Source organism: Azospirillum sp. A26, from assembly GCF_042604635.1.
In the GTDB taxonomy this organism is placed as follows: Bacteria; Pseudomonadota; Alphaproteobacteria; order Azospirillales; family Azospirillaceae; genus Azospirillum; species Azospirillum palustre.
The window spans coordinates 2779573-2803536 of sequence record NZ_CP170472.1 but is presented as its reverse complement, the minus strand read 5'-3'; the positions used below and the strand labels follow the sequence as shown (position 1 = coordinate 2803536).

The 23964-nt window shown below is 66.3% G+C and carries 20 protein-coding genes; 14 read left to right on the top strand and 6 right to left on the bottom strand.

The genetic code is table 11. From position 1 onward, the window contains the following. The first annotated feature begins 116 nt into the window (after positions 1-116). From sucC to frc, 6 genes are all read left to right on the top strand, one after another. Complete coding sequence (sucC, locus tag ABNQ39_RS14015) at positions 117-1313, top strand: ADP-forming succinate--CoA ligase subunit beta (protein ID WP_174475077.1); 1197 nt, start codon at positions 117-119, stop codon at positions 1311-1313. Between the two features lies 1 nt (position 1314). Further along, complete coding sequence (gene sucD / locus ABNQ39_RS14010) at positions 1315-2190, top strand: succinate--CoA ligase subunit alpha (RefSeq protein WP_174475078.1); 876 nt, start codon at positions 1315-1317, stop codon at positions 2188-2190. Positions 2191-2496: 306 nt separating this feature from the next. After that, the gene (locus ABNQ39_RS14005; protein ID WP_098740660.1) at positions 2497-5451 is read left to right on the top strand and encodes a 2-oxoglutarate dehydrogenase E1 component; all 2955 of its coding nucleotides are present in this window, start codon (positions 2497-2499) and stop codon (positions 5449-5451) included. Between the two features lie 41 nt (positions 5452-5492). After that, on the top strand, positions 5493-6746 hold the full coding sequence (gene odhB / locus ABNQ39_RS14000; RefSeq protein WP_376958138.1) for a 2-oxoglutarate dehydrogenase complex dihydrolipoyllysine-residue succinyltransferase: 1254 nt from the start codon (positions 5493-5495) through the stop codon (positions 6744-6746). Between the two features lie 301 nt (positions 6747-7047). After that, entirely contained in the window at positions 7048-7521 is a 474-nt protein-coding gene (locus ABNQ39_RS13995) for a PAS domain-containing protein (protein ID WP_376958137.1), read from the top strand. A 110-nt stretch (positions 7522-7631) separates the two neighbouring features. After that, the gene (gene frc / locus ABNQ39_RS13990; RefSeq protein WP_376958136.1) at positions 7632-8882 is read left to right on the top strand and encodes a formyl-CoA transferase; all 1251 of its coding nucleotides are present in this window, start codon (positions 7632-7634) and stop codon (positions 8880-8882) included. A 160-nt stretch (positions 8883-9042) separates the two neighbouring features. Here the strand turns inward: frc and ABNQ39_RS13985 are convergent, their stop codons facing one another. Next, positions 9043-9189 carry a hypothetical protein gene (locus tag ABNQ39_RS13985; RefSeq protein ID WP_376958135.1) on the bottom strand — a complete coding sequence of 49 codons (147 nt, stop codon included), beginning with the start codon at positions 9187-9189 and terminating at the stop codon, positions 9043-9045. A 256-nt stretch (positions 9190-9445) separates the two neighbouring features. After that, on the bottom strand, positions 9446-9862 hold the full coding sequence (locus ABNQ39_RS13980) for an HRDC domain-containing protein (protein WP_376958134.1): 417 nt from the start codon (positions 9860-9862) through the stop codon (positions 9446-9448). A gap of 201 nt (positions 9863-10063) precedes the next feature. Between ABNQ39_RS13980 and ABNQ39_RS13975 the strand changes: the two genes are divergently transcribed. Beyond that, on the top strand, positions 10064-11089 hold the full coding sequence (locus ABNQ39_RS13975) for a hypothetical protein (protein WP_376958133.1): 1026 nt from the start codon (positions 10064-10066) through the stop codon (positions 11087-11089). A 113-nt stretch (positions 11090-11202) separates the two neighbouring features. Then, positions 11203-11415 (top strand): hypothetical protein, encoded by a 213-nt coding sequence (locus ABNQ39_RS13970; RefSeq protein WP_174475085.1) that lies wholly within the window; start codon positions 11203-11205, stop codon positions 11413-11415. A 169-nt stretch (positions 11416-11584) separates the two neighbouring features. On the opposite strand, the gene ABNQ39_RS13965 is transcribed toward ABNQ39_RS13970, so the two are convergent. Then, positions 11585-12058, bottom strand: a complete 474-nt coding sequence (locus ABNQ39_RS13965) for a ferritin-like domain-containing protein (RefSeq protein WP_109049693.1) — start codon at positions 12056-12058, stop codon at positions 11585-11587. Positions 12059-12234: 176 nt separating this feature from the next. On the opposite strand from ABNQ39_RS13965, the gene hrpB reads away from it, so the two are divergent. After that, positions 12235-14808 carry an ATP-dependent helicase HrpB gene (hrpB, locus tag ABNQ39_RS13960; protein WP_376958132.1) on the top strand — a complete coding sequence of 858 codons (2574 nt, stop codon included), beginning with the start codon at positions 12235-12237 and terminating at the stop codon, positions 14806-14808. Between the two features lie 359 nt (positions 14809-15167). Continuing rightward, entirely contained in the window at positions 15168-15398 is a 231-nt protein-coding gene (locus ABNQ39_RS13955; protein ID WP_376958131.1) for a hypothetical protein, read from the top strand. On the opposite strand, the gene ABNQ39_RS13950 is transcribed toward ABNQ39_RS13955, so the two are convergent. Continuing rightward, positions 15379-17139 carry an ATP-binding protein gene (locus ABNQ39_RS13950; protein WP_376958130.1) on the bottom strand — a complete coding sequence of 587 codons (1761 nt, stop codon included), beginning with the start codon at positions 17137-17139 and terminating at the stop codon, positions 15379-15381. The two genes, ABNQ39_RS13955 and ABNQ39_RS13950, sit on opposite strands and share 20 nt — an antisense overlap. 770 nt (positions 17140-17909) lie before the next feature. Between ABNQ39_RS13950 and lepA the strand changes: the two genes are divergently transcribed. Both lepA and ABNQ39_RS13940 read left to right on the top strand, forming a co-directional pair. Beyond that, positions 17910-19712, top strand: a complete 1803-nt coding sequence (gene lepA, locus ABNQ39_RS13945; RefSeq protein ID WP_109049688.1) for a translation elongation factor 4 — start codon at positions 17910-17912, stop codon at positions 19710-19712. 158 nt (positions 19713-19870) lie between these two features. Next, positions 19871-20470: a hypothetical protein gene (locus tag ABNQ39_RS13940; RefSeq protein WP_376958129.1), complete on the top strand. Its 600-nt coding sequence runs from the start codon at positions 19871-19873 to the stop codon at positions 20468-20470. A 67-nt stretch (positions 20471-20537) separates the two neighbouring features. Here the strand turns inward: ABNQ39_RS13940 and ABNQ39_RS13935 are convergent, their stop codons facing one another. Further along, on the bottom strand, positions 20538-21626 hold the full coding sequence (locus tag ABNQ39_RS13935; RefSeq protein ID WP_376958128.1) for an asparaginase: 1089 nt from the start codon (positions 21624-21626) through the stop codon (positions 20538-20540). A 51-nt stretch (positions 21627-21677) separates the two neighbouring features. Further along, on the bottom strand, positions 21678-21902 hold the full coding sequence (locus ABNQ39_RS13930) for a hypothetical protein (RefSeq protein ID WP_376958127.1): 225 nt from the start codon (positions 21900-21902) through the stop codon (positions 21678-21680). A 158-nt stretch (positions 21903-22060) separates the two neighbouring features. Between ABNQ39_RS13930 and ABNQ39_RS13925 the strand changes: the two genes are divergently transcribed. Together ABNQ39_RS13925 and ABNQ39_RS13920 are read left to right on the top strand one after the other, a co-directional pair. After that, positions 22061-23020, top strand: coding sequence for a LysR substrate-binding domain-containing protein (locus ABNQ39_RS13925; RefSeq protein ID WP_376958126.1), 960 nt, complete (start codon positions 22061-22063; stop codon positions 23018-23020). Beyond that, positions 23017-23964 carry an SH3 domain-containing protein gene (locus ABNQ39_RS13920; protein WP_376958125.1) on the top strand — a complete coding sequence of 316 codons (948 nt, stop codon included), beginning with the start codon at positions 23017-23019 and terminating at the stop codon, positions 23962-23964. Before ABNQ39_RS13925 ends, ABNQ39_RS13920 begins: the two co-directional genes overlap by 4 nt.

Sequence of the window (23964 nt, the reverse complement as noted above, 5' to 3'; positions counted from 1 at the left end):
GGTCTCCGGCGTCTGCCCGGCCCCTGTCCGGGCCGGGTGGACGCCGGTGGTGCGCCCGTCTTGTCCTTCAGTCGACCCGTTCTCGTCAGCCGAAACAAAAAACAGATGGACGCCCGATGAACATCCATGAGTACCAGGCGAAAAGCCTGCTGAAGAAGTACGGCGTCGCGGTTCCCCGCGGCGGCGTTGCCTACACCCCGCAGGAGGCCGAGACGGTCGCCCGCGAGCTGGGCGGTCCGGTCTGGGTCGTGAAGTCCCAGATCCACGCCGGTGGCCGCGGCGCCGGCCGCTTCAAGAACAACCCCGAGGGCAAGGGCGGCGTCCGCGTCGTCAAGTCGATCGAGGAGGTCGGCAAGAACGCCGCCGAGATGCTGAACAGCGTCCTGGTGACGAAGCAGACCGGCGCGGAAGGCCGCGAGGTCAAACGCCTCTACATCGAGGAAGGCGCCGACATCAAGCGCGAGCTGTACCTCGGCATGCTGATCGACCGCGCCACCGGCCGCGTGACGATCATGGCCTCGACCGAAGGCGGCATGGAGATCGAAGAGGTCGCCCACAACACGCCCGAGAAGATCATCAAGGTCGCGGTCGACCCGGCCACCGGCATCCAGGGCTACCACACCCGCAAGGTCGCCTTCGCGCTGGGGCTGGAAGGCAAGCAAGTCGGCGCCGCCGCCAAGTTCATCCAGGCCGCCTACAAGGCCTTCGTGGACCTGGACTGCGCCATCGTCGAGATCAACCCGCTGATCGTCACCGGCTCGGGCGACATCCTGGCGCTCGACGCCAAGATGAACTTCGACGACAACGCGCTGTTCCGTCACAAGGACGTGGAAGAGCTGCGCGACGAGGCCGAAGAGGATCCGTCGGAGATCGAGGCCGCCAAGCACAGCCTCAACTACGTCAAGCTCGACGGCAACATCGGCTGCATGGTCAACGGCGCCGGCCTGGCGATGGCCACCATGGACATCATCAAGCTGTATGGCGGCGAGCCGGCCAACTTCCTCGACGTCGGCGGCGGCGCCACGAAGGAGCGCGTCACCGCGGCCTTCAAGCTGATCCTGTCCGACAGCAACGTCGAAGGCATCCTGGTCAACATCTTCGGCGGCATCATGCGCTGCGACGTGATCGCCGAGGGCGTGGTCGCCGCGGCGCGCGAAGTGCACCTGCACGTTCCGCTGGTTGTGCGCCTGGAAGGCACCAACGTCGATCTGGGCAAGAAGATCCTGGCCGAATCCGGCCTGCCGATCCTCTCGGCCGACAACCTCGCCGATGCCGCCGAAAAGGTGGTCAAGGCCGTGAAGGAGGCCGCGTAACATGGCTGTTCTCGTCGACAAGAACACGAAGGTGATCTGCCAGGGCTTCACCGGAGCCCAGGGCACCTTCCACTCCGAGCAGGCCATCGCCTACGGCACCAAGATGGTCGGCGGCGTCACGCCGGGTAAGGGCGGGGCCAAGCACCTCGACCTGCCGATCTTCGACACCGTCGCCGAGGCGGTCGAGAAGACGGGCGCCAACGCCTCCGTGATCTATGTGCCGCCGCCGTTTGCGGCCGATGCGATCCTGGAAGCCATCGACGCCGAGATCCCGCTGGTGGTCTGCATCACCGAAGGCATCCCGGTGCTCGACATGGTCCGCGTCAAGCGCGCCCTGAACGGCTCGGCGACCCGCCTGATCGGCCCGAACTGCCCCGGCATCATCACGCCGGACGAGTGCAAGATCGGCATCATGCCGGGGCACATCCACAAGCGCGGCAAGATCGGCATCGTCTCGCGCTCCGGCACGCTGACCTATGAAGCCGTCGCGCAGACCACGGCGGCCGGCCTCGGCCAGACCACCTGCATCGGCATCGGCGGCGACCCGGTCAACGGCACCAACTTCGTCGACAGCCTGGAGCTGTTCGTGAAGGACCCGGAGACCGAGGGCATCATCATGATCGGCGAGATCGGCGGCGACGCCGAAGTCCGCGGCGCCGAGTTCATCAAGGCCTCGGGCACCAAGAAGCCGGTCGTCGGCTTCATCGCCGGCCGCACGGCTCCTCCGGGCCGCCGCATGGGCCATGCCGGCGCGGTGATTTCCGGCGGCAACGACACCGCCGACTTCAAGATCGACTTCATGAAGTCGGTCGGCATCGCCGTCGCCGACAGCCCCGCCAGCCTGGGCTCCACCATGCTGAAGGTGTTCAAGGGCTGATCGCCTGCGGGCGTCACGGCGACGTGACGCCCGCGGCCTCAGGCCTTTGAAAAGAGGACGCCTTTCGAAGAGGTTGACGGGCGGGACGCTGCGGTGCCCCGCCCGCCGCCCCTTCGGCCTATCCTCTTGGACGGTTGGTCCTGGGAACCCATATGCAAGCGTCGGCGGTGCGTACGGCATCCCACCTCGCATCCCACCGGCTCCCCTCGCCGGTTCTTGCACATGGGTATCCATCGATCTCCCGCCCCCTTCATCACTCGCGATCATCTCCCACAGGGAATCGGGCTCACGGCCCGAGGTGAAACCATGTCGGCAAATCTGGAACAGACCTCGTTCCTCTTCGGCTCGAATGCCGGTTACGTCGCCGAGCTCTACGCCAGCTACCTGTCCAACCCGGCCGCCGTCGATCCCAGCTGGAACAGCTTCTTCCAGGATCTGGACGAGGATTCGCGCGCCGTCCTGGACGAGCTGCGCGGCGCGTCCTGGACCGTGTCCGATCTGGAGGACCCCAAGGCCAAGCGCGACCCGGTCGCCGAGAGCTTCATCGTCGCCACCCCCAACGGCGCTGCCACGAACGGCGCCGCCGCGGCGATGAACGGCCCCGGCAACGGCGCCATGCTGTCCCACACCCAGCAGGTCTATGGCGGCATCAGCCCGCAGCAGCTGCGCGCCGCCACGCTGGACAGCATCCGCGCCCTGATGCTGATCCGCGTCTTCCGCGTCCGCGGCCACATGAATGCGCATTTCGACCCGCTGGGTCTTGAGAAGCGCGAGCCGCACCCGGAACTGGATCCGGCGACCTACGGCTTCGGCCCGGACGACCTCGACCGTCCGATCTTCCTGAATTACTCGCTCGGCCTGGAAACGGCGACGCTGCGCCAGATCCTCGACATCCTGCACAAGACCTATTGCGGGACGATCGGCGTCGAGTTCATGCACATCCAGGACCCGGAAGAAAAGGCCTGGATCCAGGAGCGCATCGAGGGCGGCCGCAACCACACCGACTTCACGGTGAACGGCAAGCGCGCCATCCTGGAGCGGCTGACCGCGGCCGAGGGCTTCGAGAAGTTCCTGCAGCTGAAATACACCGGCACCAAGCGCTTCGGCCTTGAGGGCGGCGAGTCGATGATCCCCGCGCTGGAGCAGATCCTGAAGCGCGGCGGCCAGCTCGGCCTTAAGGAGGCCGTCGTCGGCATGGCCCACCGCGGCCGTCTGAACATGCTGACCAACTTCATGGGCAAGCCCTTCTCCGCCGTCTTCTCGGAGTTCCAGGGCAACCCGTCGAGCCCCGAGGACGTCCAGGGCTCCGGCGACGTGAAGTACCATCTCGGCACCTCGTCGGACCGCGACTTCAACGGCAACATCGTCCACCTGTCGCTGACCGCCAACCCGTCCCACCTGGAATGGGTCAACCCGGTCGTGCTGGGCAAGGTGCGCGCCAAGCAGCAGCAGCGCCGCGACCTCGAGCGCGAGCAGGTGATGGGCGTGCTGATCCACGGCGACGCCGCCTTCGCCGGCCAGGGCATCGTGGCCGAGACGCTGGGCCTGTCGGAGCTGCGCGGCTACCGCACCGGCGGCACCATGCACTTCATCATCAACAACCAGATCGGCTTCACCACCAACCCGACCTATTCGCGGTCGGGCGTGTACTGCTCCGACATGGCCAAGATGGTGCAGGCGCCGATCTTCCACGTGAACGGCGACGATCCCGAAGCCGTCGTCCATGTCAGCCGCATCGCCATCGAGTTCCGCCAGAAGTTCAAGCGGGACGTCGTGATCGACATGGTCTGCTACCGCCGCCACGGCCACAACGAGGGCGACGAGCCGGGCTTCACCCAGCCGATCATGTACAAGAACATCCGCTCCCACGCGACCACGCGCGAGCTGTATGCCAAGCAGCTGGTGGCGGAGAACGTCATCACCCAGTCCGAGGGCGACCAGATCACCCAGGACTTCATGAAGAAGCTTGAGGCCGAGTTCGAGGCGTCCAGCACCTACAAGCCGAACAAGGCAGACTGGCTGGAAGGCAAGTGGGCCGGGCTGGAGGCGCAGGGCGCCAACACCGCCCACCGCGGCGAGACCGGCGTGGAGCTCGACAAGTTGAAGCAGATCGGCTTCAAGCTCTGCGAGTACCCGAAGGACTTCGCGATCAATTCCAAGATCGCGCGCCAGCTGGAAGCCAAGAAGAAGACGCTGGAGACCGGCGAGGGCATCGACTGGGCGACCGCCGAGGCGCTGGCCTACGCCACGCTGGTCGCCGAGGGCACCGGCGTCCGCCTGTCGGGCCAGGATTCCGGCCGCGGCACCTTCTCGCACCGCCATGCGGTGATGTACGACCAGAACACCGAAGAGAAGTACGTCCCGCTCTGCCACGTCAGCCCGGACCAGGCGACCTTCGAGGTCCATGACAGCCCGCTGTCGGAAGCCGCGGTCGTCGGCTACGAATACGGCTATTCGCTGGCCGAACCGCACAATCTGGTGCTGTGGGAAGCGCAGTTCGGCGATTTCGCCAACACCGCGCAGACCATCATCGACCAGTTCATCTCGTCGGGCGAGTCCAAGTGGCTGCGCATGTCCGGCCTGGTGCTGCTGCTGCCGCACGGCTACGAGGGCCAAGGTCCGGAACACTCGTCCGCCCGTCCGGAACGCTTCCTGCAGATGTGCGCCGAGGACAACTGGCAGATCTGCAACGTGACGACGCCGGCCAACCTGTTCCACGTCTTCCGCCGCCAGATCCGCCGCAGCTTCCGCAAGCCGCTGGTGCTGTTCACGCCGAAGTCGCTGCTGCGCCACAAGCTGTGCATCTCCGACCTGTCGGAGATGGGTCCGGGCAGCACCTTCCACCGCGTGCTGGGCGAGACCGCCAACGATCTGGCCGCCAACGACAAGATCCGCCGCATCGTCGTCTGCTCCGGCAAGGTCTATTACGACCTGCTGCAGGAGCGCATGAGCCGCGGCATCAAGGACGTCGTCATCCTGCGCCTGGAACAGCTCTACCCGTTCCCGAAGGATGCGCTGGCGGCCGAGTTCGCCAAGTATCCGAACGCCGAGCTGGTCTGGTGCCAGGAAGAGCCGGAGAACCAGGGCGCCTGGTTCTTCGCCGACCGCCGCCTGGAAGCCGTGCTGAAGGACGTCGGCCACAAGGCCGGCCGCCCGTCCTATGTCGGCCGCCCGGCCACCGCCTCGCCGGCGACCGGCCTGCTGAAGCGCCACAACAAGGAGCAGGCCAAGCTCCTGGATGAAGCCCTGACGGTCCGCTGACCCTCACCCAAGCGAACAAGAAGACGAACGAGGAATAAGAAATGGCTACCGAAATCAAGGTCCCCACGCTGGGTGAGTCCGTCTCCGAGGCGACGGTCGCCCGCTGGCTGAAGAAGGCCGGCGAGGCCGTCGCCATGGACGAGGCGCTGGTCGAGCTGGAGACCGACAAGGTCACGCTCGAGGTGAACGCCCCGGCCGCCGGCGTGCTGGCCGAGATCGTCGCCGCGGAAGGTGCGAACGTCGAAGTCGGCGCCCTGCTGGGCGTCCTCACCGAAGGCGCCGGCGCTGCCGCCGCCCCGGCCGCCGCCGCTCCGGCCGCTGCTCCGGCTCCCGCCGCCGCCCCGGCCCCGGCTGCCGCCCCGGCCGCCGCCGCCGCTCCGGGCAACATCGCCGCCTCCGGCCCGGCCGCCCGCAAGCTGGCCGACGAGAAGGGCGTCGACACGTCCGCCATCGCCGGTTCGGGCAAGGACGGCCGCATCACCAAGGGCGACGTCATCGCCGCCCCGGTTGCCGCTCCCGCCGCCAAGCCGGCCGCTCCGGCTCCGGCCCCTAAGGTCCAGTGGGCCGCCGGCACCCAGGGCGACCGTCCGCGCGCCGCTCAGGAAGAGCGCGTCCGCATGACCCGCCTGCGCCAGCGCATCGCCGAGCGCCTGAAGGAGGCCCAGAACAGCGCCGCCATGCTGACCACCTTCAACGAGGTGGACATGTCGGCGGCGATGGCCCTGCGCGCCGAGTACAAGGACTATTTCGAGAAGCGCCACAAGGTGCGGCTCGGCTTCATGTCCTTCTTCGTCAAGGCCGCCGTCCAGGCCCTGAAGGAGATCCCGGCCGTCAACGCCGAGATCGACGGCACCGACATCGTCTACAAGAACTACTATGACATCGGCGTCGCCGTCGGCACGCCGCAGGGTCTGGTGGTTCCGGTGGTGCGCAACGCCGACCAGCTGGACTTCGCCGGCGTCGAGGGCACCATCGCCGCGCTCGGCAAGAAGGGCCGCGACGGCAAGCTGTCGATGGACGAGCTGACCGGGGGCACCTTCACCATTTCCAACGGTGGTGTCTACGGCTCGCTGATGTCGACCCCGATCATCAACCCGCCGCAGTCGGCCATCCTCGGCATGCACAAGACGATGGACCGCGCGGTCGTCGTCGGCGGCAAGATCGAGGTCCGCCCGATGATGTATCTGGCGCTGTCCTACGATCACCGCATCATCGACGGCAAGGAAGCGGTTACCTTCCTCGTCCGCATCAAGGAGCTGATCGAGGATCCGCGCCGCCTGCTGCTGGACGTCTGATCCGACATAACGGGCTTAACGAGGCAAGGGAGGGCTCCGCCCCTCCCTTGACCCACCCGCCGGGGGCCATCCGCCCCTGGAACCCTGAAGGGGCGCCGCAAGGCGCCCTTTTTCTTTTTGCCGCCTCCCCCAAAAGGTTCGCGCAAACAACAGTTCGCAAAGCGCTCAAATCCTCTTGCCAGAGATATGGTATCTGGTATACCGTATCGATAATGTCAGTGCGGCGGCGGTTTACGGGCCAGCGCCGCACCGGCTCCCCCGGTGCCCAATCCAAGAGGGGGCGGGCACCAAGGAGATCGACATGGACGAGAGGACAGCAGCGGGTTCGCCCGCGGTTGTGGATTGCGAACAGCTGGTGGCGGTGATCGGCGATGCCGTCATCGTGTCCGATCCGGCCGGCGCCATCACCTTGTGGAATGCGGCGGCGGAGCGGATGTTCGGCTTCACTGCCGACGAGGCGATGGGCAAGTCGCTCGACATCATCATTCCCGAACGCCAGCGCCAGCGTCATTGGGATGGGTACGAAAACACCATGGCCACCGGCGAGACCCGCTACGGCCATGACCTGCTTCGGGTTCCGGCGGTCCACAAGGACGGGCACAGCCTGTCGATCGCCTTCACCGTCGCGCTTTTGCGCGGGACCGACGGTGCGGTGACCGGGATCGTCGCCGTGGTGCGGGACGAAACCGCCCGCTGGACCGAAGAGCGGAAATTGCGCCGCCGCCTCACCGACCTCGAAGCCGCCGCCCAATCAGGCGTCGCTGCGGCCGGCTGAGTGCGAGCGGACCACGGGAGCAGGCCCTGAAGATCGAATCAGGGCCGATCTCCGAAGATCGACTCCAGCAGACAAACTGAAACAACGCGAAATAAGGGAGTGTTGCAGTCATGACCAAGCCGCTCGAAGGCATTAAGATCATCGACTTCACCCACGTGCAGGCCGGCCCCGCCTGCACCCAGCTTCTGGCCTGGTACGGCGCGGACGTGATCAAGGTCGAGCGTCCGGGCGCCGGCGACGTCACCCGCAGCCAGCTGCGCGACATCCCGGATGCCGACGCGCTGTACTTCACCATGCTCAACAGCAACAAGCGCTCCCTGACGCTGGACACCAAGACCGCCGAGGGCAAGGAAGTCCTGACCCGTCTGATCAAGGAATCCGACGTGCTGGTCGAGAATTTCGGCCCCGGCGCGCTGGACCGCATGGGCTTCAGCTGGGACAAGATCAAGGAACTGAACCCCGGCATGATCGTCGCCTCGGTCAAGGGCTTCAGCGACGGCCACCATTATCAGGACCTGAAGGTCTATGAGAACGTCGCCCAGTGCGCCGGCGGCGCCGCGTCGACCACCGGTTTCTGGGATGGCCCGCCGACCGTGTCCGCCGCCGCTCTCGGCGACAGCAACACCGGCATGCACCTCGCCATCGGCATCCTGACCGCCCTGATGGCCCGCACCAAGACCGGCAAGGGCCAGAAGGTCGCCGTGTCGATGCAGGACAGCGTGCTGAACCTCTGCCGCGTCAAGCTGCGCGACCAGCAGCGCCTGGACCGCGTCGGCTACCTGGAGGAATACCCGCAGTACCCGCACGGCAAGTTCACCGACGTGGTTCCGCGCGGCGGCAATGCCGGCGGCGGCGGCCAGCCGGGCTGGGTTCTGAAGTGCAAGGGCTGGGAGACCGATCCCAACGCCTACATCTACTTCACCATCCAGGGCCATGCCTGGGCGCCGATCTGCAAGGCTCTGGGCCGCGAGGAGTGGATCGACGATCCGGCCTACAACACGGCTCTCGCCCGTCAGGACAAGATCTTCGACATCTTCGCGATCATCGAGGATTGGCTGAAGGACAAGACCAAGTTCGAGGCCGTCGACATCCTGCGCAAGTACGACATCCCGTGCTCGCCGGTGCTGTCGATGAAGGAGATCGCCAACGACCCGTCGCTGCGCGCCAGCGGCACCGTCGTCGAGGTCGACCACAAGCAGCGTGGCAAGTACCTGACCGTCGGCAGCCCGATCAAGTTCTCGGACATGACGGTCGAGGTCACCGGCTCCCCGCTGCTCGGCGAACACACCGACGAGGTCCTGGCCCAGCTCGGCTACAGCAAGGACCAGATCGCGGCCATGCACGGCGCCAAGGTGGTCTGAAGCCGGGTCTGAGGCCGATTGCCCCCGGCACGCCCCTCTCCCTTCGGGGAGAGGGTTGAGGCGAGGGGGCATCCGGCGGACTTGCGGCAGACTTGCGAAAACAAAAAACGGCGCCCCTTCCGGGCGCCGTTTCCTTTTTCCCAACCGTCCAATCCCGCCGTCAAATCTTCCGACCGCGCTCCAGATCGTCCAGGATCTCGTCCGCCCGGCTGGTCAGGGTGTGGGCGAGCCGGTCGTACTGCCCGTTGCCGGTCATGCGGGCACGCCGGGCGGCTTCCGCGCCCAGCTTGGCCAGTTCCTGAGCCATCTTCCGATAGTCCGGAACCATGGTCCACACCGCGTCCGCCGTAGCCACGTGCGGTGCTGCGGCACGACGTTTCGGATGATCCTTCGAAGCCACAGCCATCCCATCCACCGGTGCCAGTGAAGGGGAAATCCTGGCATACCAAGCCGCCCGAACCAACTGACGCTTACGGCAGTTCCGCCACAGCTTTTGGCTGTGCACCGCCTTGCCGAATCGGATAGGACTCCGCCGGTGCTCGTCCCGGAGTAGAACAAGCCGGTCAATCGATCAGCAGGTCCAGCGTCGAGCGCACCACCTGCACGATCTCGCCGCCCTGGGGCGAGATGGCCTGTCCGCGGGCATTCACGATGATCGACAGCTCATGCTCCGTCGTGGGAGCGAAGCGGGCGATCTCCTGCACCAGATCGTCGGCCAGGATGGCGTCGCGCGTCACCCCGGCCTGGGCGGCGGCCCTGTCGCGCCAGCCGTTCAGCGCCGCGGCGATGGCGGCCTCGATCTGCTGCGATTCCTCCTTGCGGCGGAGGTCGGTGAACAGCACCAGCACGCGCCACGCCCCGTCGGCATAGGCGGTTTCGATGCGCTGGACCTCGACCGTCCGCAGGAAGCTGGACAGCTCCGCCTGCGCCTCTTCGGCGGCGGCGTCGGGAATGCTGAAGGTGCGGATCTCGGTGCTCATCGCCCAATCCTGTTGTAAGGGGCCAACCCTGCGGCAAGGCCGTCCTCCATGGTCGGAGCCTACACACAAACGGCACGTTCGGCAAACCGGGACCCTGCGGCGGAGGTGTTCCGGGACCTTGGGGATACCCCCAATTACCGCGTGTCGATTCGCCTCCCCCGCGCGTTGTGGGAGGAGCCGCAGCACGCCCGGAGACGCCCGATGTCCCATCTCGACCCGCAGGAGCTTCACCCGGAACCGCAATCCGTTTCCCCCGACGCCGGGGAAGCCGCCGCCGCGGAAACGCCCAGGCGCGGCAGGCGGCGCTGGGGAGTGCTGGGGACGGTGCTGATCGCACCGCTGGTGCTGGCCGGGCTGGCGGCGCTGGGGGTGCTGTGGACCGGGTCTATGCTCTACGACCAGCCCTTCGCCTGGTACAATCTGAACCGCATCAACACGGTTGCCGAGCGGGCCGCCCGCCTCCCCAATTCGGTGATGGTGGTGGCGCTGGGCGACACCGCCCTGCGCGACGCCACGCTGGACGAGCACGGCATGGCGAAGGTCGCCGCCGAGCGCGGCGTGCCCAATCTGGAATTCCTGCGCATCGTCCACCGTCAGGCCCAGTTCGCCGATTTCGAGCCGCTGCTCGACCGGCTGATCGCCGTCAAGCCGACGCTGATCCTGATCGACCGCAACCTGCTGACCGCCAGCCGCGGCCCGGTCGACGAGCTGCAGCGTTACGGCAACGGCCTGATGCGCCTCTATCGCGGCCAGACCTATGTGCAGGATCAGGTGGCCCTGCAATACCGGCGCGGCTGCGGCCCGACGCCGTCGGCCTGGCTGACTGGCGGGGCGCCCGGTGCCGTCGCCGGTTCCACCGCCACCGAGCGGCAGGTCCGCGCCTTCATCGACCGCGCCTGGGCCGCCGGCATCCGCGTCGCCCTGATCGAGGTGCACAGCCGCCCAGCCCGGCAGGTGCCCAGCCTGATCTCCAGCGCCTCGGCCGCCGAGCCATCTGCCCAGCCCACCGCCGCTTCGCTGCCCTTGTGGAACTACGGCGGCGGCGCCGTGGAGCCCGAGGACTACGAGGGTGCCGCCCCCACCGCCGCCTGCGATCAGGCCAGCGCCACCGGCCGCAACGCCTTCTCGGTCTGGCTGACCGGCGGCATCGCCGGAGCGCTGCGCGGCGCTCAGCCCGACCGCATGCCCGGCCGCGCTCCGGTGACGGAGGCCGCCTCCCTGCCCTGAGCGCCCCTCCCAAAATGACGCAGTGCAAACGTCGCCGTTCTTTCCGCCTTCCGGTTAAACCACTTTTTGTTTATGGTTTTGCCGTCGGGCGAGTCGCAACAGGAGACGGATGCATGGCTTCCATCATGATCAAGAAGGCCGGCGAAGGGCTGGTCTCGCAGGCCCACCGCAGCGCCGACGTCGGCCCGACCAGCGGCAGCTCGGTCGTTTATGAAATCCAGAACGTGCCGGGCGGCGTCAGCGTCGACGACGTGATCGCCGCCTTCAAGACCTACCAGCCGGCCGACAAGGTGTACGAGATCGACTGGTCCGCTTTGTCAAAGTAAGCGACTGGCCCGTCTCAAGATCCCCTCTCCCCCCCGGGGAGAGGGTTAGGGTGAGGGGGTTGCACAGCGAGGATTTCCAAGCATCGCCCACTGCCCGCTCCCCACTGAATTCACCTCATGCATCCCCCTCACCCCGACCCTCTCCCCGGGGGGGAGAGGGGGAAGCCACTTACCCCTGCAAAGCCGGATAGCGCTTGGCCCACACCTCCAGCTGGGCGACATGCTCGGCCTCCTCGGCGGCGAACTCCTCGGCCATCATGCGGACCTCGGCGTCGGTGGTGGTCTTCGCCACCTCGGCGTAGAAGGCCTGCCCGCGCCGCTCGCTGTCGAGCGCCAGCTCCAGCGCGTATTCCACCGTCATCAGATAGTGCGAGCCTTCCATCGAGGCCGCTTCCGGGCTGTCGCCGTCCGGCCACTGGAAGTCTTCCGGCGCCAGATCGGGGATCTTGCGGAAGCCCGACCGTTCCCGCGCCTCGGCCAGATGCAGGCGCGAGAATTTCGCCATCTGGCCGAAGAAGGCCGCGACCTCCTGGTTGCCATAGGTCTTCATCGCCTCCGACAGGTCGGAGAAGCGGTTGGCGGCGTCCTCCTCCAGCGCACAGGCGTGGGCGAGGAACAGGGCGGCGTCGTGGATATCGGTCATGGGTCCCTTTGAGGTGCGAAAAAGCCCGACGACGGCAAAACCATACAGTTTTTAAGGCCATCGGTCGCGACCCCTCTCCCGCTCCCCCACCCCTGCGACCTTTTGGCGCGTGCCGCGCCTGCCGGCGCCCGAAAAGCATTGCCTTTCGCTCCGGTTCGCGGCAGCAGACTCCCCCCATGAGCAAGCCCGCCTTCCCCGCCCTGCCGCCCCTTCCAATAGATCCCGTCCTGCCCGCCCTCCTGGAGGCGCTGGACAGCCGCGGCACCGCCGTGCTCCAGGCCCCGCCCGGCGCCGGCAAGACCACCCGCGTGCCGCTGGCCCTGCTGGAGGCCGGTTGGCTGAAGGGCCGCAAGATCCTGGTGCTGGAGCCGCGGCGCCTCGCCGCCCGCGCCGCCGCCCGCCGGATGGCGTCGATGCTGGGGGAGGCGGTGGGCGAGACCGTCGGCTACCGCGTCCGCCTCGACACCAAGGTCGGCCCGAAGACGCGGATCGAGGTGGTGACCGACGGCCTGTTCCTGCGCCAGCTTCAGGAGGACCCGGAGCTTCCCGCCGTCGGCGCCGTCCTGTTCGACGAGTTCCACGAGCGCGGCATCGACAGCGACCTCGCCCTCGCCCTGGTGCAGGAGGCGCGCGGCGCGCTGCGCGACGACCTGCGCCTCGTCGTGATGTCGGCGACGCTCGACGCCGCCCCGGTCGCCGCCCTTCTCGCGGACGCGCAAGGCACCGCCGCGATGGTGACCAGCGAGGGCCGCGCCTACCCGGTCGAGACCCGCCACCTCGATGCCCCGACCCAAGGCACCCGCATCGAGGACGCGGTGGCTGCCGCCGTCCGCCGCGCGCTGCGCGAGGAGCCCGGCAACGCCCTGGTCTTCCTGCCCGGCGTCGGCGAGATCCGCCGCGTCCAGTCGCTGCTCGACCAGTCCGACCTCGGCCCGAACACCGTCATCGCCCCGCTCTATGGCGACCTGTCGGCCGAGGCGCAGGACCGCGCCATCGGCCCCACCCCGCCCGGCCAGCGCAAGATCGTGCTGGCGACCTCCATCGCCGAGACCAGCCTGACCATCGAGGGCATCCGCATCGTGGTCGACAGCGGTCTGATGCGGGTTCCGCGCTTCGACCCGCGCGGCGGCATGACCCGTCTGGCGACGGTGAAGGTCAGCCAGGCTTCCGCCGAGCAGCGCCGTGGCCGCGCCGGCCGTTTGGAGCCCGGCGTCTGCTATCGCCTGTGGCCGGAGGCGACGCACAAGGCGCTGGCCCCCTTCACCACGCCGGAGATCGCCGACGCCGACCTCGCCCCGCTGGCGCTGGAGCTTGCGGTGTGGGGAGTGTCCGACCCCGCCAGCCTGTCCTGGCTCGACCAGCCTCCCACAGCGGCGATGGCCCAGGCGCGCGAGCTGCTGACCGGCCTCGGCGCTCTCGACAAATCGGGCGCCATCACCCCGCACGGCCGCCGCATGGCCGGCTTCGGCGTGCATCCGCGTCTGGCCCACATGATGCTGGCCGGCAAGGCGATGGGCCAGGGCGCGCTCGCCTGTCTGGTCGCGGCCCTGCTCGGCGAGCGCGACATCGTCCGCAGCCAACCCGGCTTCCGCGACGCCGACCTGCGCCTGCGTGTCGATCTGCTGCGCGGCGAGGAGCGCGGCGGCCAGGGCGCGGCGCGCGGCCTCAGCGTCGACCGCGGTGGGGCGCAGCAGGCGGTGAAGCAGGCCCGGCAGTGGCGCCGCCAGCTCGGCGTGCGCGACGACGACGCGATGGACTCGAACGCCGTCGGCCTGCTGGTGGCGCTCGCCTATCCCGACCGCATCGGCCAGCACCGTCCCGGCGGCCAACCGGGCGGCGTGGCGGCACAGTATCGCCTGTCGGGCGGGCGCGGCGCCTATTTCCAGCAGGCCGAGCCGCTGTCGGCTGAGGAGTGGCTCGCCATCGCCGACCTCGACGGCGCCGCCCGCGAATCGCGCATCTTCCTGGCCGCCCCGGTGACGCTGGCCGATCTGGAGGAGAGCTTCGCCGACGACATCCGCACGGAGACCATCGTCGCCTGGGACGCGCGCGAGCAGACGGTTCTGGCGCGGCGCCGCCGCATGCTGTTCGCCCTGATCCTGAAGGACGAGAAGCTGGCCAAGCCGCCGGCCGAGGCGATGACCGCCGCGATGATCGAGGGCATCCGCGCGCTCGGCCCGACCTGCCTGCCCTGGACCGACGAGCTGCGCAAATGGCGCACCCGCGTGATGTTCCTGCGCGCCCGCGAGGGCGACGCTTACGACTGGCCCGACCTGTCCGACGCCGCCCTGATGGACGGTCTGGAGGAGTGGCTGGCCCCCTTCCTCGACGGCGTGTCGCGCCGCGCCCATCTGGACCGCATCGACCTGTCGAGCGCGCTGCGCGCCCTTCTGCCCTGGGACCTCAAGACCCGCCTGGACGCCGAGGCCCCGACCCACGTCGAGGTGCCGAGCGGCTCCCGCATCCCCATCGACTATGACGGCGAGGAGCCGGTGCTGGCGGTGCGCTTGCAGGAGATGTTCGGCCTGGCCGAGACCCCGCGCATCGCCGGCGGCCGGGTGCCCCTGCTGCTGCACCTGCTGTCCCCCGCCCGCCGCCCGGTCCAGGTCACCCGCGACCTCGCGAGCTTCTGGGCCAACGCCTACAAGGCGGTGAAGGCGGATTTGAAGGGCCAGTACCCGAAACATTACTGGCCCGACAACCCGCTGGAGGCGGAGCCGACCGCGCGGGCGAAGCCGAGGGGGCGGTAACGGCCCGCCCCGCACCGCACCACCCCCAATCCCCTCTCCCCCCTGGGGAGAGGGTCAGGGTGAGGGGGCAGCAAAGGCGCCAGCCTTTGCCAGGGGATTGCGAAGGGGCAGCATGCCCCTTGGCGGCGCGCCAAAGCGCGCCCGTCACCCTCTCCCGCCCTGGGAGAGGGCGGGGACCCGCGCCGAAGGCGTGGGGAGGGTGAGGGACACCCCGAGAGTCCCGAACCGCATTGCCTCTCGCGCGTCCCCTGCCCGCGCGAAGGCAAATCTGATAGCCGCATCCCCTCGCCTAGCGCATACTCAAAGCGCTTAACCAGCCGCTGCGTTGAAGAACCCCGAGGACGCCAGGAAACCCGAGAATGCGGACCTTGCATGATTTGCGCGACGAGATGCTGGCGGTCGCCCGTGGCACCCGCCCAGTTCCCCCGGTGCAATCCGTCACCAATGGCGAGGCGGTCTCCGGCCTTCCCGGCGTCCTAACATCTGCCAGCAAAGCGCTGACGCAATTAGTTACTGCCGAAATCCCGGAAACAATTAGCCACCTCACCAAAATTACGGAACGAACAAAGATTAATGAGACAAAGACCTAACCAGCCACTCCAAATCATTTCTTGCAGATGATATGATACTCTCGTAAGACTCTATGAATATACCATCAGCAAGCCTATTAATATCTATTGTATCAACCCGCCCCTTTCCGGCCATTATTATTTCCATCCTTGCTTTTGATGAAAGCTTACTAGATAGATCATCCCTATATTTCTCTGCCTGCGCTATATCGTCTCTTGTGATGCTGTGAAACGCACGCTTGAACTCGACCAGTAGATATCTATCACCGTAATCTTGAGACAGAAGCAAATCCGGCCTTTTTGATGCACGATTACCCTTAAACGAGGATCCACAGTAGCTCTCTATTATTTTGCGCAAAGTAATGTTGGAAGACATTAAAGAATATTTTCTTCCAAACACCCAAAGGCTATTTTCAATAGCTTGATGAATATCCTTCTCCAACGTTTCCGGCTTTCGAATTAGCTCATCAAGATAGTCGAGAAACTGTAGCCGGCGATTAGCCTGGATAGCTATCGTCGAAAGCTCGATCAAACCAAACTGCTCAAGTGACGCAGCAAAATTACTTACATCCCCATGGCTAGAAGCGGCTATTTGATCTATGATAGCCCAATAGACGTCGTGCTCCATTGCATCCAGAGCAACTTCTACCACAGTCACAACCCGCTCATCACTTTCTCCGTAAAACTTATTCAAAATTCTTTCTACAGCCTCTTGAGCATATTTACGGCGAAACTCAGGGATCTCTTGGAGCCTTTGCCTGACCTTTTTCTCAATCCGCGCCTTCTGTAAATTCATCTCTCTGTAATGGACAGAGCGAAGCACTTCCTTAATAGTTTTAACCACATACTCCTTAACCTCTATGTAAGCTTTGCTGTTCTCAATTATAGCCCCCCAATCAGCTGTCACAGCATCCTCAAGACCTGTAAGCTCGACTTCCCCATAAACACGTTTGACCAGCTTTTGTGGAATTTCATCGTCTTCATCCAATCCGAACAGGACAGGCCTGCCAACAGTTTTCCCATCAACTCTAAGAATAATGCCCGGAAACTTTGGAATTTTCCTGCCATCCGCTACCGTAAATCGCAAATTTACTAACCCAGCGTCTGGCAATTCTGCAGATGCGTGAGATGATTGCCCTGGAACGTCTTCAATGGACAGCTGCACATTATTCACAAAAACCCTGAACCCATCCTCTCTGCCATATTCATGAATTAGCAATTCACGCAAGCGATCAGGATTCGGAAAATTCAAACTCTGGTCGAGGCTTGAGAGAACAATCTTCGTCCCAGTCGCTGCCCCTACAAGGGGCTCATCTGAAAAAGGTAACGGTACCGCTTCAAGGTCATTCGGATTTTCGATAAGTGATTTCTTGTCTATCAAAATTTTGCATTGCCGACCCCGAGCTACCGCCTCAATTGCCATATGACCAGCAACCATAAGTCCGGAAAATTTTCCGATTCCTTTTCTTCCCTTAACCCTGCGATTAAATTTCGGAGTTCTTTCGCCGGTTCGCGCACGCTTATCGCTCGCGATATTAAGGTATTCGCTTCGAAGTTCATGCCCCGTCATTCCACTACCATCGTCCTGAACGATGATGGCGTCATTAGTCAGAGGCGCAGGAAGAGTGATCCAAACATTATTGGCATCGGCATCCCAGGCGTTATCAACAAGCTCTTTGAGAGCCGCCTCACTGGATCTGTATGTCTCGCCAAGCAACCGGGTCAGGCGGGTAGCGACCGAAAAGTGGGCAATATTGGTCATATTGAAACGCCACAATCAATTGTCCGACTTTTCCCACGGTAGCACACACTGGCTTTCGACTCAATTATTGTGCGGCGCACAGCAACTCTGGGCGCCAAAAATGAGATTTCATTAATAGATTTTCAAGCAAATTTGCCTCCATGAACGATTCAATGTCCGATACACAACCAACTTTGAAACTGCTCCTCAGTTACCTATCGAAGCACTGTTGGTTCACACCATCACCGAAGCCCGCTCACGCGCTGTGGCCGGCCAAACCATTCCGCTGCGCGATGTCGCCGACTGGCTCAGAAATCGGGGTGTCCCAACGAACTCCCAACCCATCGCAACATTAATCCAAGCCCCTACTTCACTTTCCACCCCACTCTTACCCCTCTCCCCCATCCATGCTACGCTACGCCCTCCCCCACCCGCGGAGGGCACCGCATGCCCCGACAGTGGCGATCCGCCACCTCCGCCCGCTCCGCCGAAGCCGCCCCGCGGCCCGTCCTCCCCCCACACGCCCGCCCGGATGGAACACTGAACACCCCCCGGAAAACCGTTCCATCCTGTTCCACACGTTCCACTCCCCGCCGGCCCTCTGCCCCGCCCGCCCCCGATGGAACAGTGAATACCCCGCCGAAAAACGTTCCATCCCGTTCCACCCACCCCTCACTCCGCCCCTCCGCAACCGCCCGTACGCCCTCCGCGGCCCCCGCCGACACACCATCATTGCGCCCATCCCCTGTCCGCCCTATGTTCCCGGCAAACTCTCGCTTGTTTGGGCCCCGATGACTGACCTCTCGCACATACGCAATTTCTCGATCATCGCCCACATCGACCATGGCAAGTCGACCCTTGCCGACCGGTTGATCCAGCAGTGCGGCGGCCTCGACGCGCGCGAGATGCGCGAACAGGTGCTCGACAGCATGGACATCGAGCGCGAGCGCGGCATCACCATCAAGGCCCAGACCGTCCGCCTGCTCTACAAGGCCGAGGACGGCAAGCAGTACACGCTGAACCTGATGGACACCCCCGGCCACGTCGACTTCGCCTATGAGGTCAGCCGCAGCTTGGCCGCCTGCGAGGGCTCAATCCTGGTGGTCGACGCCTCCCAGGGGGTCGAGGCGCAGACGCTCGCCAACGTCTATCAGGCGATCGACAACAACCACGAGATCATCCCGGTCCTCAACAAGATCGACCTGCCCGCCGCCGAGCCGGAGCGGATCAAGCAGCAGATCGAGGACGTGATCGGCCTCGACGCCTCCGACGCGGTGGAGATCTCGGCCAAGTCCGGCCTCAACATCGGCGCGGTGCTGGAGGCGGTGGTCAAGCGGCTGCCGCCACCCAAGGGCGATGCCGACGCGCCGCTGAAGGCGCTGCTGGTCGACAGCTGGTACGACCCCTATCTCGGCGTCGTCATTCTGGTGCGCGTCGTCGACGGCGTGCTGAAGGTGAACCAGAAGGTGCGCTTCATGGCCGCCGGCAGCGCCCACGACGTCGACCGCGTCGGCGTCTTCACCCCGAAGGCGCTGCTGACCGGCGAGCTGCGGCCGGGCGAGATGGGCTTCATCACCGCCGCGATCAAGGACATCACCCAGACCAAGGTCGGCGACACCATCACCGACGAGCGCAAGCCGGCCTCCGAGGCGCTGGCCGGCTTCAAGCCGTCGATTCCCGTGGTGTGGTGCGGCCTGTTCCCGGTCGATGCCGCCGATTTCGAGCGGCTGCGCGACAGCCTGGGCAAGCTGAAGCTGAACGACGCCAGCTTCCATTACGAGGCGGAGACGTCGGCGGCGCTGGGCTTCGGCTTCCGCTGCGGCTTCCTCGGCCTGCTGCATCTGGAGATCATCCAGGAGCGGCTGGAGCGCGAGTTCAACCTCGACCTCATCACCACCGCCCCCTCGGTGGTCTACAAGCTGACGATGACCGACGGGACGGTGCGGGACCTGCACAATCCGGCCGACATGCCCGACGTGATGCGGATCGACCACATCGACGAGCCGTGGATCAAGGCCACCATCATGCTGCCCGACGAGTATCTCGGCGGCGTCCTCCAGCTGTGTACCGAGCGGCGCGGCCAGCAGATCGAACTGACCTATGCCGGCGCCCGCGCCATGCTGGTCTATCGCCTGCCGCTGAACGAGGTGGTGTTCGACTTCTACGACCGGCTGAAGTCGATCAGCCGCGGCTATGCCAGCTTCGACTACCAGATGGACAGCTACGAGGAAGGCGACCTCGTGAAGCTGTCGATCCTGGTGAATGCCGAGCCGGTCGACGCCCTATCGATGATCGTCCACCGCAGCCAGTCCGAACGCCGCGGCCGCCAGCTCTGCGAACGGCTGAAGGAGCTGATCCCGCGCCAGCTGTTCAAGATCGCCGTGCAGGCCGCCATCGGCGGCAAGATCATCGCCCGCGAGAGCATCAGCGCCATGCGCAAGGACGTGACCGCCAAGTGCTACGGCGGCGACATCAGCCGCAAGCGCAAGCTGCTGGACAAGCAGAAGGAAGGCAAGAAGCGCATGCGCCAGTTCGGGCAGGTCGAAATCCCGCAGAGTGCCTTCATCGCCGCGCTCAAGATGGGCGACGAGTAAGGAAAACGGAAAGGCGGGCTTCGGTCCGCCTTTTTTGTGCAGATCGGCAATTCCGTACAACTTGCGCAACAAAACGGCCGTTCGGGTGTCATCACACCCAGGACGGTGCCGCTCCCGCGCGGCGCCTCCCCTGTTGTGGTTCAATCCGGGAGGATGACATGCGCAAGTTTCTCGCCGCCGCGGTTCCGGCCCTGATGCTGATGGCCGTTGCCGCGCCCGGCCATGCCCAGACCGGCGGGTCCGCCAAGTCCAACGCCGTCGCCAACGGCACGATGGACACCGGCGCCCGCGACGTCCAGGCCAGCCGGGACATGATCGGCAAGCGGGTGGTCCACCGCCATGGAGGCCCCGTCGCCGGCACCATCCAGAACGTCACCACCGGCGCCGACGGCCAGACCATGGTCGAGCTGAAGCTGGCCAAGTCCGGCCAGACCGTCATGCTGCCCCCGGCCTCCTTCGAGCGGCGCGGCAAGCAGGTCGTCGTCATGCAGGACCAGATGGAGCTTCAGCAGCTCGCCCAGTACAGCAGCCAGGCCAACACCGGCTACGGCAGCTCGACCGGCGGCGCCATGGGCGGCCAGATGGGGAGCGGCCAGATGGGCGGCATGGGCTCAGGTTCGATGAACCAGGGCACGATGAACCAGGGTTCGATGGGCAATGGCTCCATGGGCACCGGGACCATGAACCAAGGCACCATGGGCAACGGCACGATGAACCGCGGCACCATGGCCCCGGCCCAGCCCGGCATGGGCCAGTAAGCCGGGCCTGTAAGCCAGTGCCGGAGGCGGACGGCCCGCGCGGCCCCCGCCTCCGGCCGGGCGGGTCTCAGTCCCCGATCACCGTCAGCTCGCCGGCCTGCGGCACCGGCATCGCCGCCTTGACCGCCGCCGCGTCCAGCCCGTCGGCGAACAGGCAGACCAGCTTGGCGTAGCTGGCTTCCGGCGTCATGTCATAGGCGCCGACCGCACCCACGGCAGCCAGCCCGGTGGCATAGGCGCCGGGCAGCACCGCGCCGCGCTGCACCTGGGTGTTGTCCATCAGCACGACCCCGGCCTTCACCGCCGCCGACAGCGCTTGAAGGAAGTCCGGATCGGTCGAGCCGTTGCCCTCGCCATAGGCCAGCACGATCGCCCCCTTCGCCGCCGGGCTGGTGCCGGTCAGCATCGCCGACACCGTGCTGGCGCGGATGCCGGGATAGAGCCACAGCATGATAACGGAGAAGCCCGCCAGCGCCGCCGGCAGGGCGTCCAGCGCCGCCATCCGCTTGGCCCGGTTGTTCGGCTCGGCCAGCGAAACCTGCTTGTCCGGCATCGGCAGCCAATGCGGCTCGTTGCGGGCGAACACGCTGCCGATGGTGGCGAGCGGCGGGAAGTTGGGGGAATCGAAGCCGGCGAAGCGGTTGGCGTCGACCTTCGACGACCGGTTGCCGCGCAGCAGCTTGGTGTCGAAATAGACGCAGACCTCCGGCACCGGCAGGGTGCCGGCCGCCACGATGGCGCCGACCAGATTGGCCGACGCATCGCTCAGCGTGAAGGACAGCGGCACCTGCGATCCGCTGAACACCACCGGCTTCGACAGGCCGGGCAGCAGGAAGGACAGGGCCGACGCGCTGTAGGCCATGCTGTCGGTGCCGTGCAGCACGACGAAGCCGTCATACCGGTCGTACACCGACAGCAGCCGGCGGGCGATGGCGACCCAGTCCGCCGGCGTCATGTTGGAACTGTCGAGCGTGCGGTCGAACCAGTCCATGGTCCAGCTCAGGTCCGGATAATCCTTTATCCGGTGGTCCGACAGGCCGGGCACCGACAGGGCCAGCTTTTCGAACTCCATGCCCGGCACCGGCGCCAGCGCCCCGTTGGGATTGGTCACGCACCCGATGGTGCCCCCGGTGTACAGCACATAGACCCGCGCCATCGCCCACTCCTGCCCGCATAGTTATCGGCGGCAGGATAGGCTGCGGATTGCCTACTTCTCAAGACGCTGGCGGCCCGGAGTTGCCAGCGGCAACCGCACGGACGACGGCGCGTGATCCACCGTCAGACGATAACCCAACGCGGGCACGGTCGACGGCAGCGGATTGTAGGCGAGGCGGAAGCGCCGCGGTTCCGGCATGGCCGGGGTCGGGATGGCGGGCGGCTCCATGCGGGCGGCACCGAGAACCGTGCCGGTCCAGGCGGCGAACAGCGACATGATCGGAAACTCCAAAGGGGTCGGAGGCCGACAATGGGGGGTCCGCCAATCCCTTGGAAACGAATAGGCATTATGGTGTCATCACGATTCGTAATGACCGCGCCGTTGCGGACGGGCCGGCGCTCTGCTTGAATAAGCGGCAACTTCCGGTTCCCCAGATGCCCGCCAATCTCGATACCGACCTGCTGCGCGCCTTCGTCGCCGTGGCCGACAGCGCCAGCTTCACCCGCGCCGGCGAAAGGCTGGGCCGCACCCAGGCGGCGGTCAGCCAGCAGGTGCGCCGGCTGGAGGACACGGTGGGCAAGCGCGTGTTCGAACGCGACACCCACGGCGTGCGCATGACCCGCGACGGCGAGGTGCTGCTGGCCTATGCCCGCCGCATGCTGACCCTGAACGACGAGGTGCTGGCGCTGATGCACCGCAGCCCGACGGTGGCGAGCGTGCGCATCGGCACCCCCGACGACTACGCCACCATGCTGCTGCCGGAGATCCTGGCCCGCTTCAACGCCGCCTATCCCGACGTGATGGTCGAGGTCGTCTGCGACAACAGCCCCGATCTGGTGGCGGAGATCGAGAAGGGCCGCTACGACCTGGCGCTGATCACCCGCAAGGCCGGCGAGGCGGGCGGCGAGCTGGTGCGGCAGGAGCCGGTGTCCTGGGTCGCCCCGCCGCTCGACCCCGCTTCGCCGCTGCCGGCCTACCGTCCGGTGGAAAGCCTCGATCCGCTGCCGCTGGCTCTGTTCCCCAAGGGCTGCGTCGTGCGCGACATCGCCGTCGCCGCCCTGGACGGGATCGGGCGCGACTGGCGCGTCGCCTTCACCAGCAAGAGCGTCGTCGCCGTCCATGGCGCGGTGATGGGCGGGCTGGGGGTGACGGCGATGGAGGCCTGCACCGTCCCGCCCAGCCTGCGCCGCATCGGTGCGGCCGAGGGCTTTCCCGACCTGCCGGACGTCGACATCGCCCTGCACCGCGCCCGCGGCACGGCGCCCAAGCCGGTGCGGCTGCTGGCCGACGCGATCCACGACCTCGTCGGCGGCCAGTTGCTGGGCCGCCGGAAGCCGCCGCTTGCCCCGCCGCCCGCCGCGTCACCGGTGTCCGCCAAGGAAGCCGCCCAATGATCGCCGTGCCGCCCCGTTGCCTCCTCCCGGCGCTCGCCCTTCTCCTCGCCTGTGCCGGCATCGTTGCAGCAACCCCGCCGGCCTGGGCGCAGAGCCCCGTCGCCATCGGCGCCCCGCTGACCGGCGAGGTGGTGCTGAACCGCGACATCGAGGTGCGGATCGGTCCCAGCGAGGATGCCCGCATCGTCATGACACTGAAGCAGGGCAAGGCGCTCAACGCACTCGGCACGCCGCGCGGCACCTATTGGACAGAGATCGCCATCGGCGGCCAGCCCATCGGCTATGTCCCTGCCGATTCTCTGGACCCGGCGCTGATGGTCACCGGCCGGCCGGCAATCGGCGGCGAAGGGCCGCGGCCGTCCAAGCCCGCCGCCAACCAGCCGGCGGACGCGCCCGCACCCCACCGCAGCGCCGCGGTCGTCCCGCGGGCGGCCTGGGACAAGGCGGCGCAGACCCCGGCGGAGGGTTATGTCGTCGCCGCCGGCCCGATTTCCGCGACCGAGATCCTGGCCAACCGCAAGCGGCGCAGCTTCACCCTGCGCAAGGGCGACGTGGTGGCGCTGATCGGTGCGGCCGATGGCGAGGCGACGCTGGCCCTGCCCGCCGGCACCCGCGCCCTGGCGCCGGTCCAGGGGCTGGTCGGGGTGGCCGCCCCCTATCCGCTGCCGGGGATGCCGCCGGTCGAGCCGGGCATGCTCTACGGCATCAAGCTCGGCGAATATGTCAGCTACGCCGAGGGTCTGCGCGCCTGGAAGGAGTTCACCGCCGGGCCGGGCAGCGCCTATCGCGACCTGCCTGCGATGGTCTGGCCGGTGTTCCGCAAGGGCCGGCTGCTGTACGAGGTCGGCGTCGCCCCCTTCACGCGCTTGCAGGTCGACACCGCCTGCGGCACGTTGGCACAACGTGCGCTCGATTGTACGGTGATCGAGCTGGATACGTTTTGA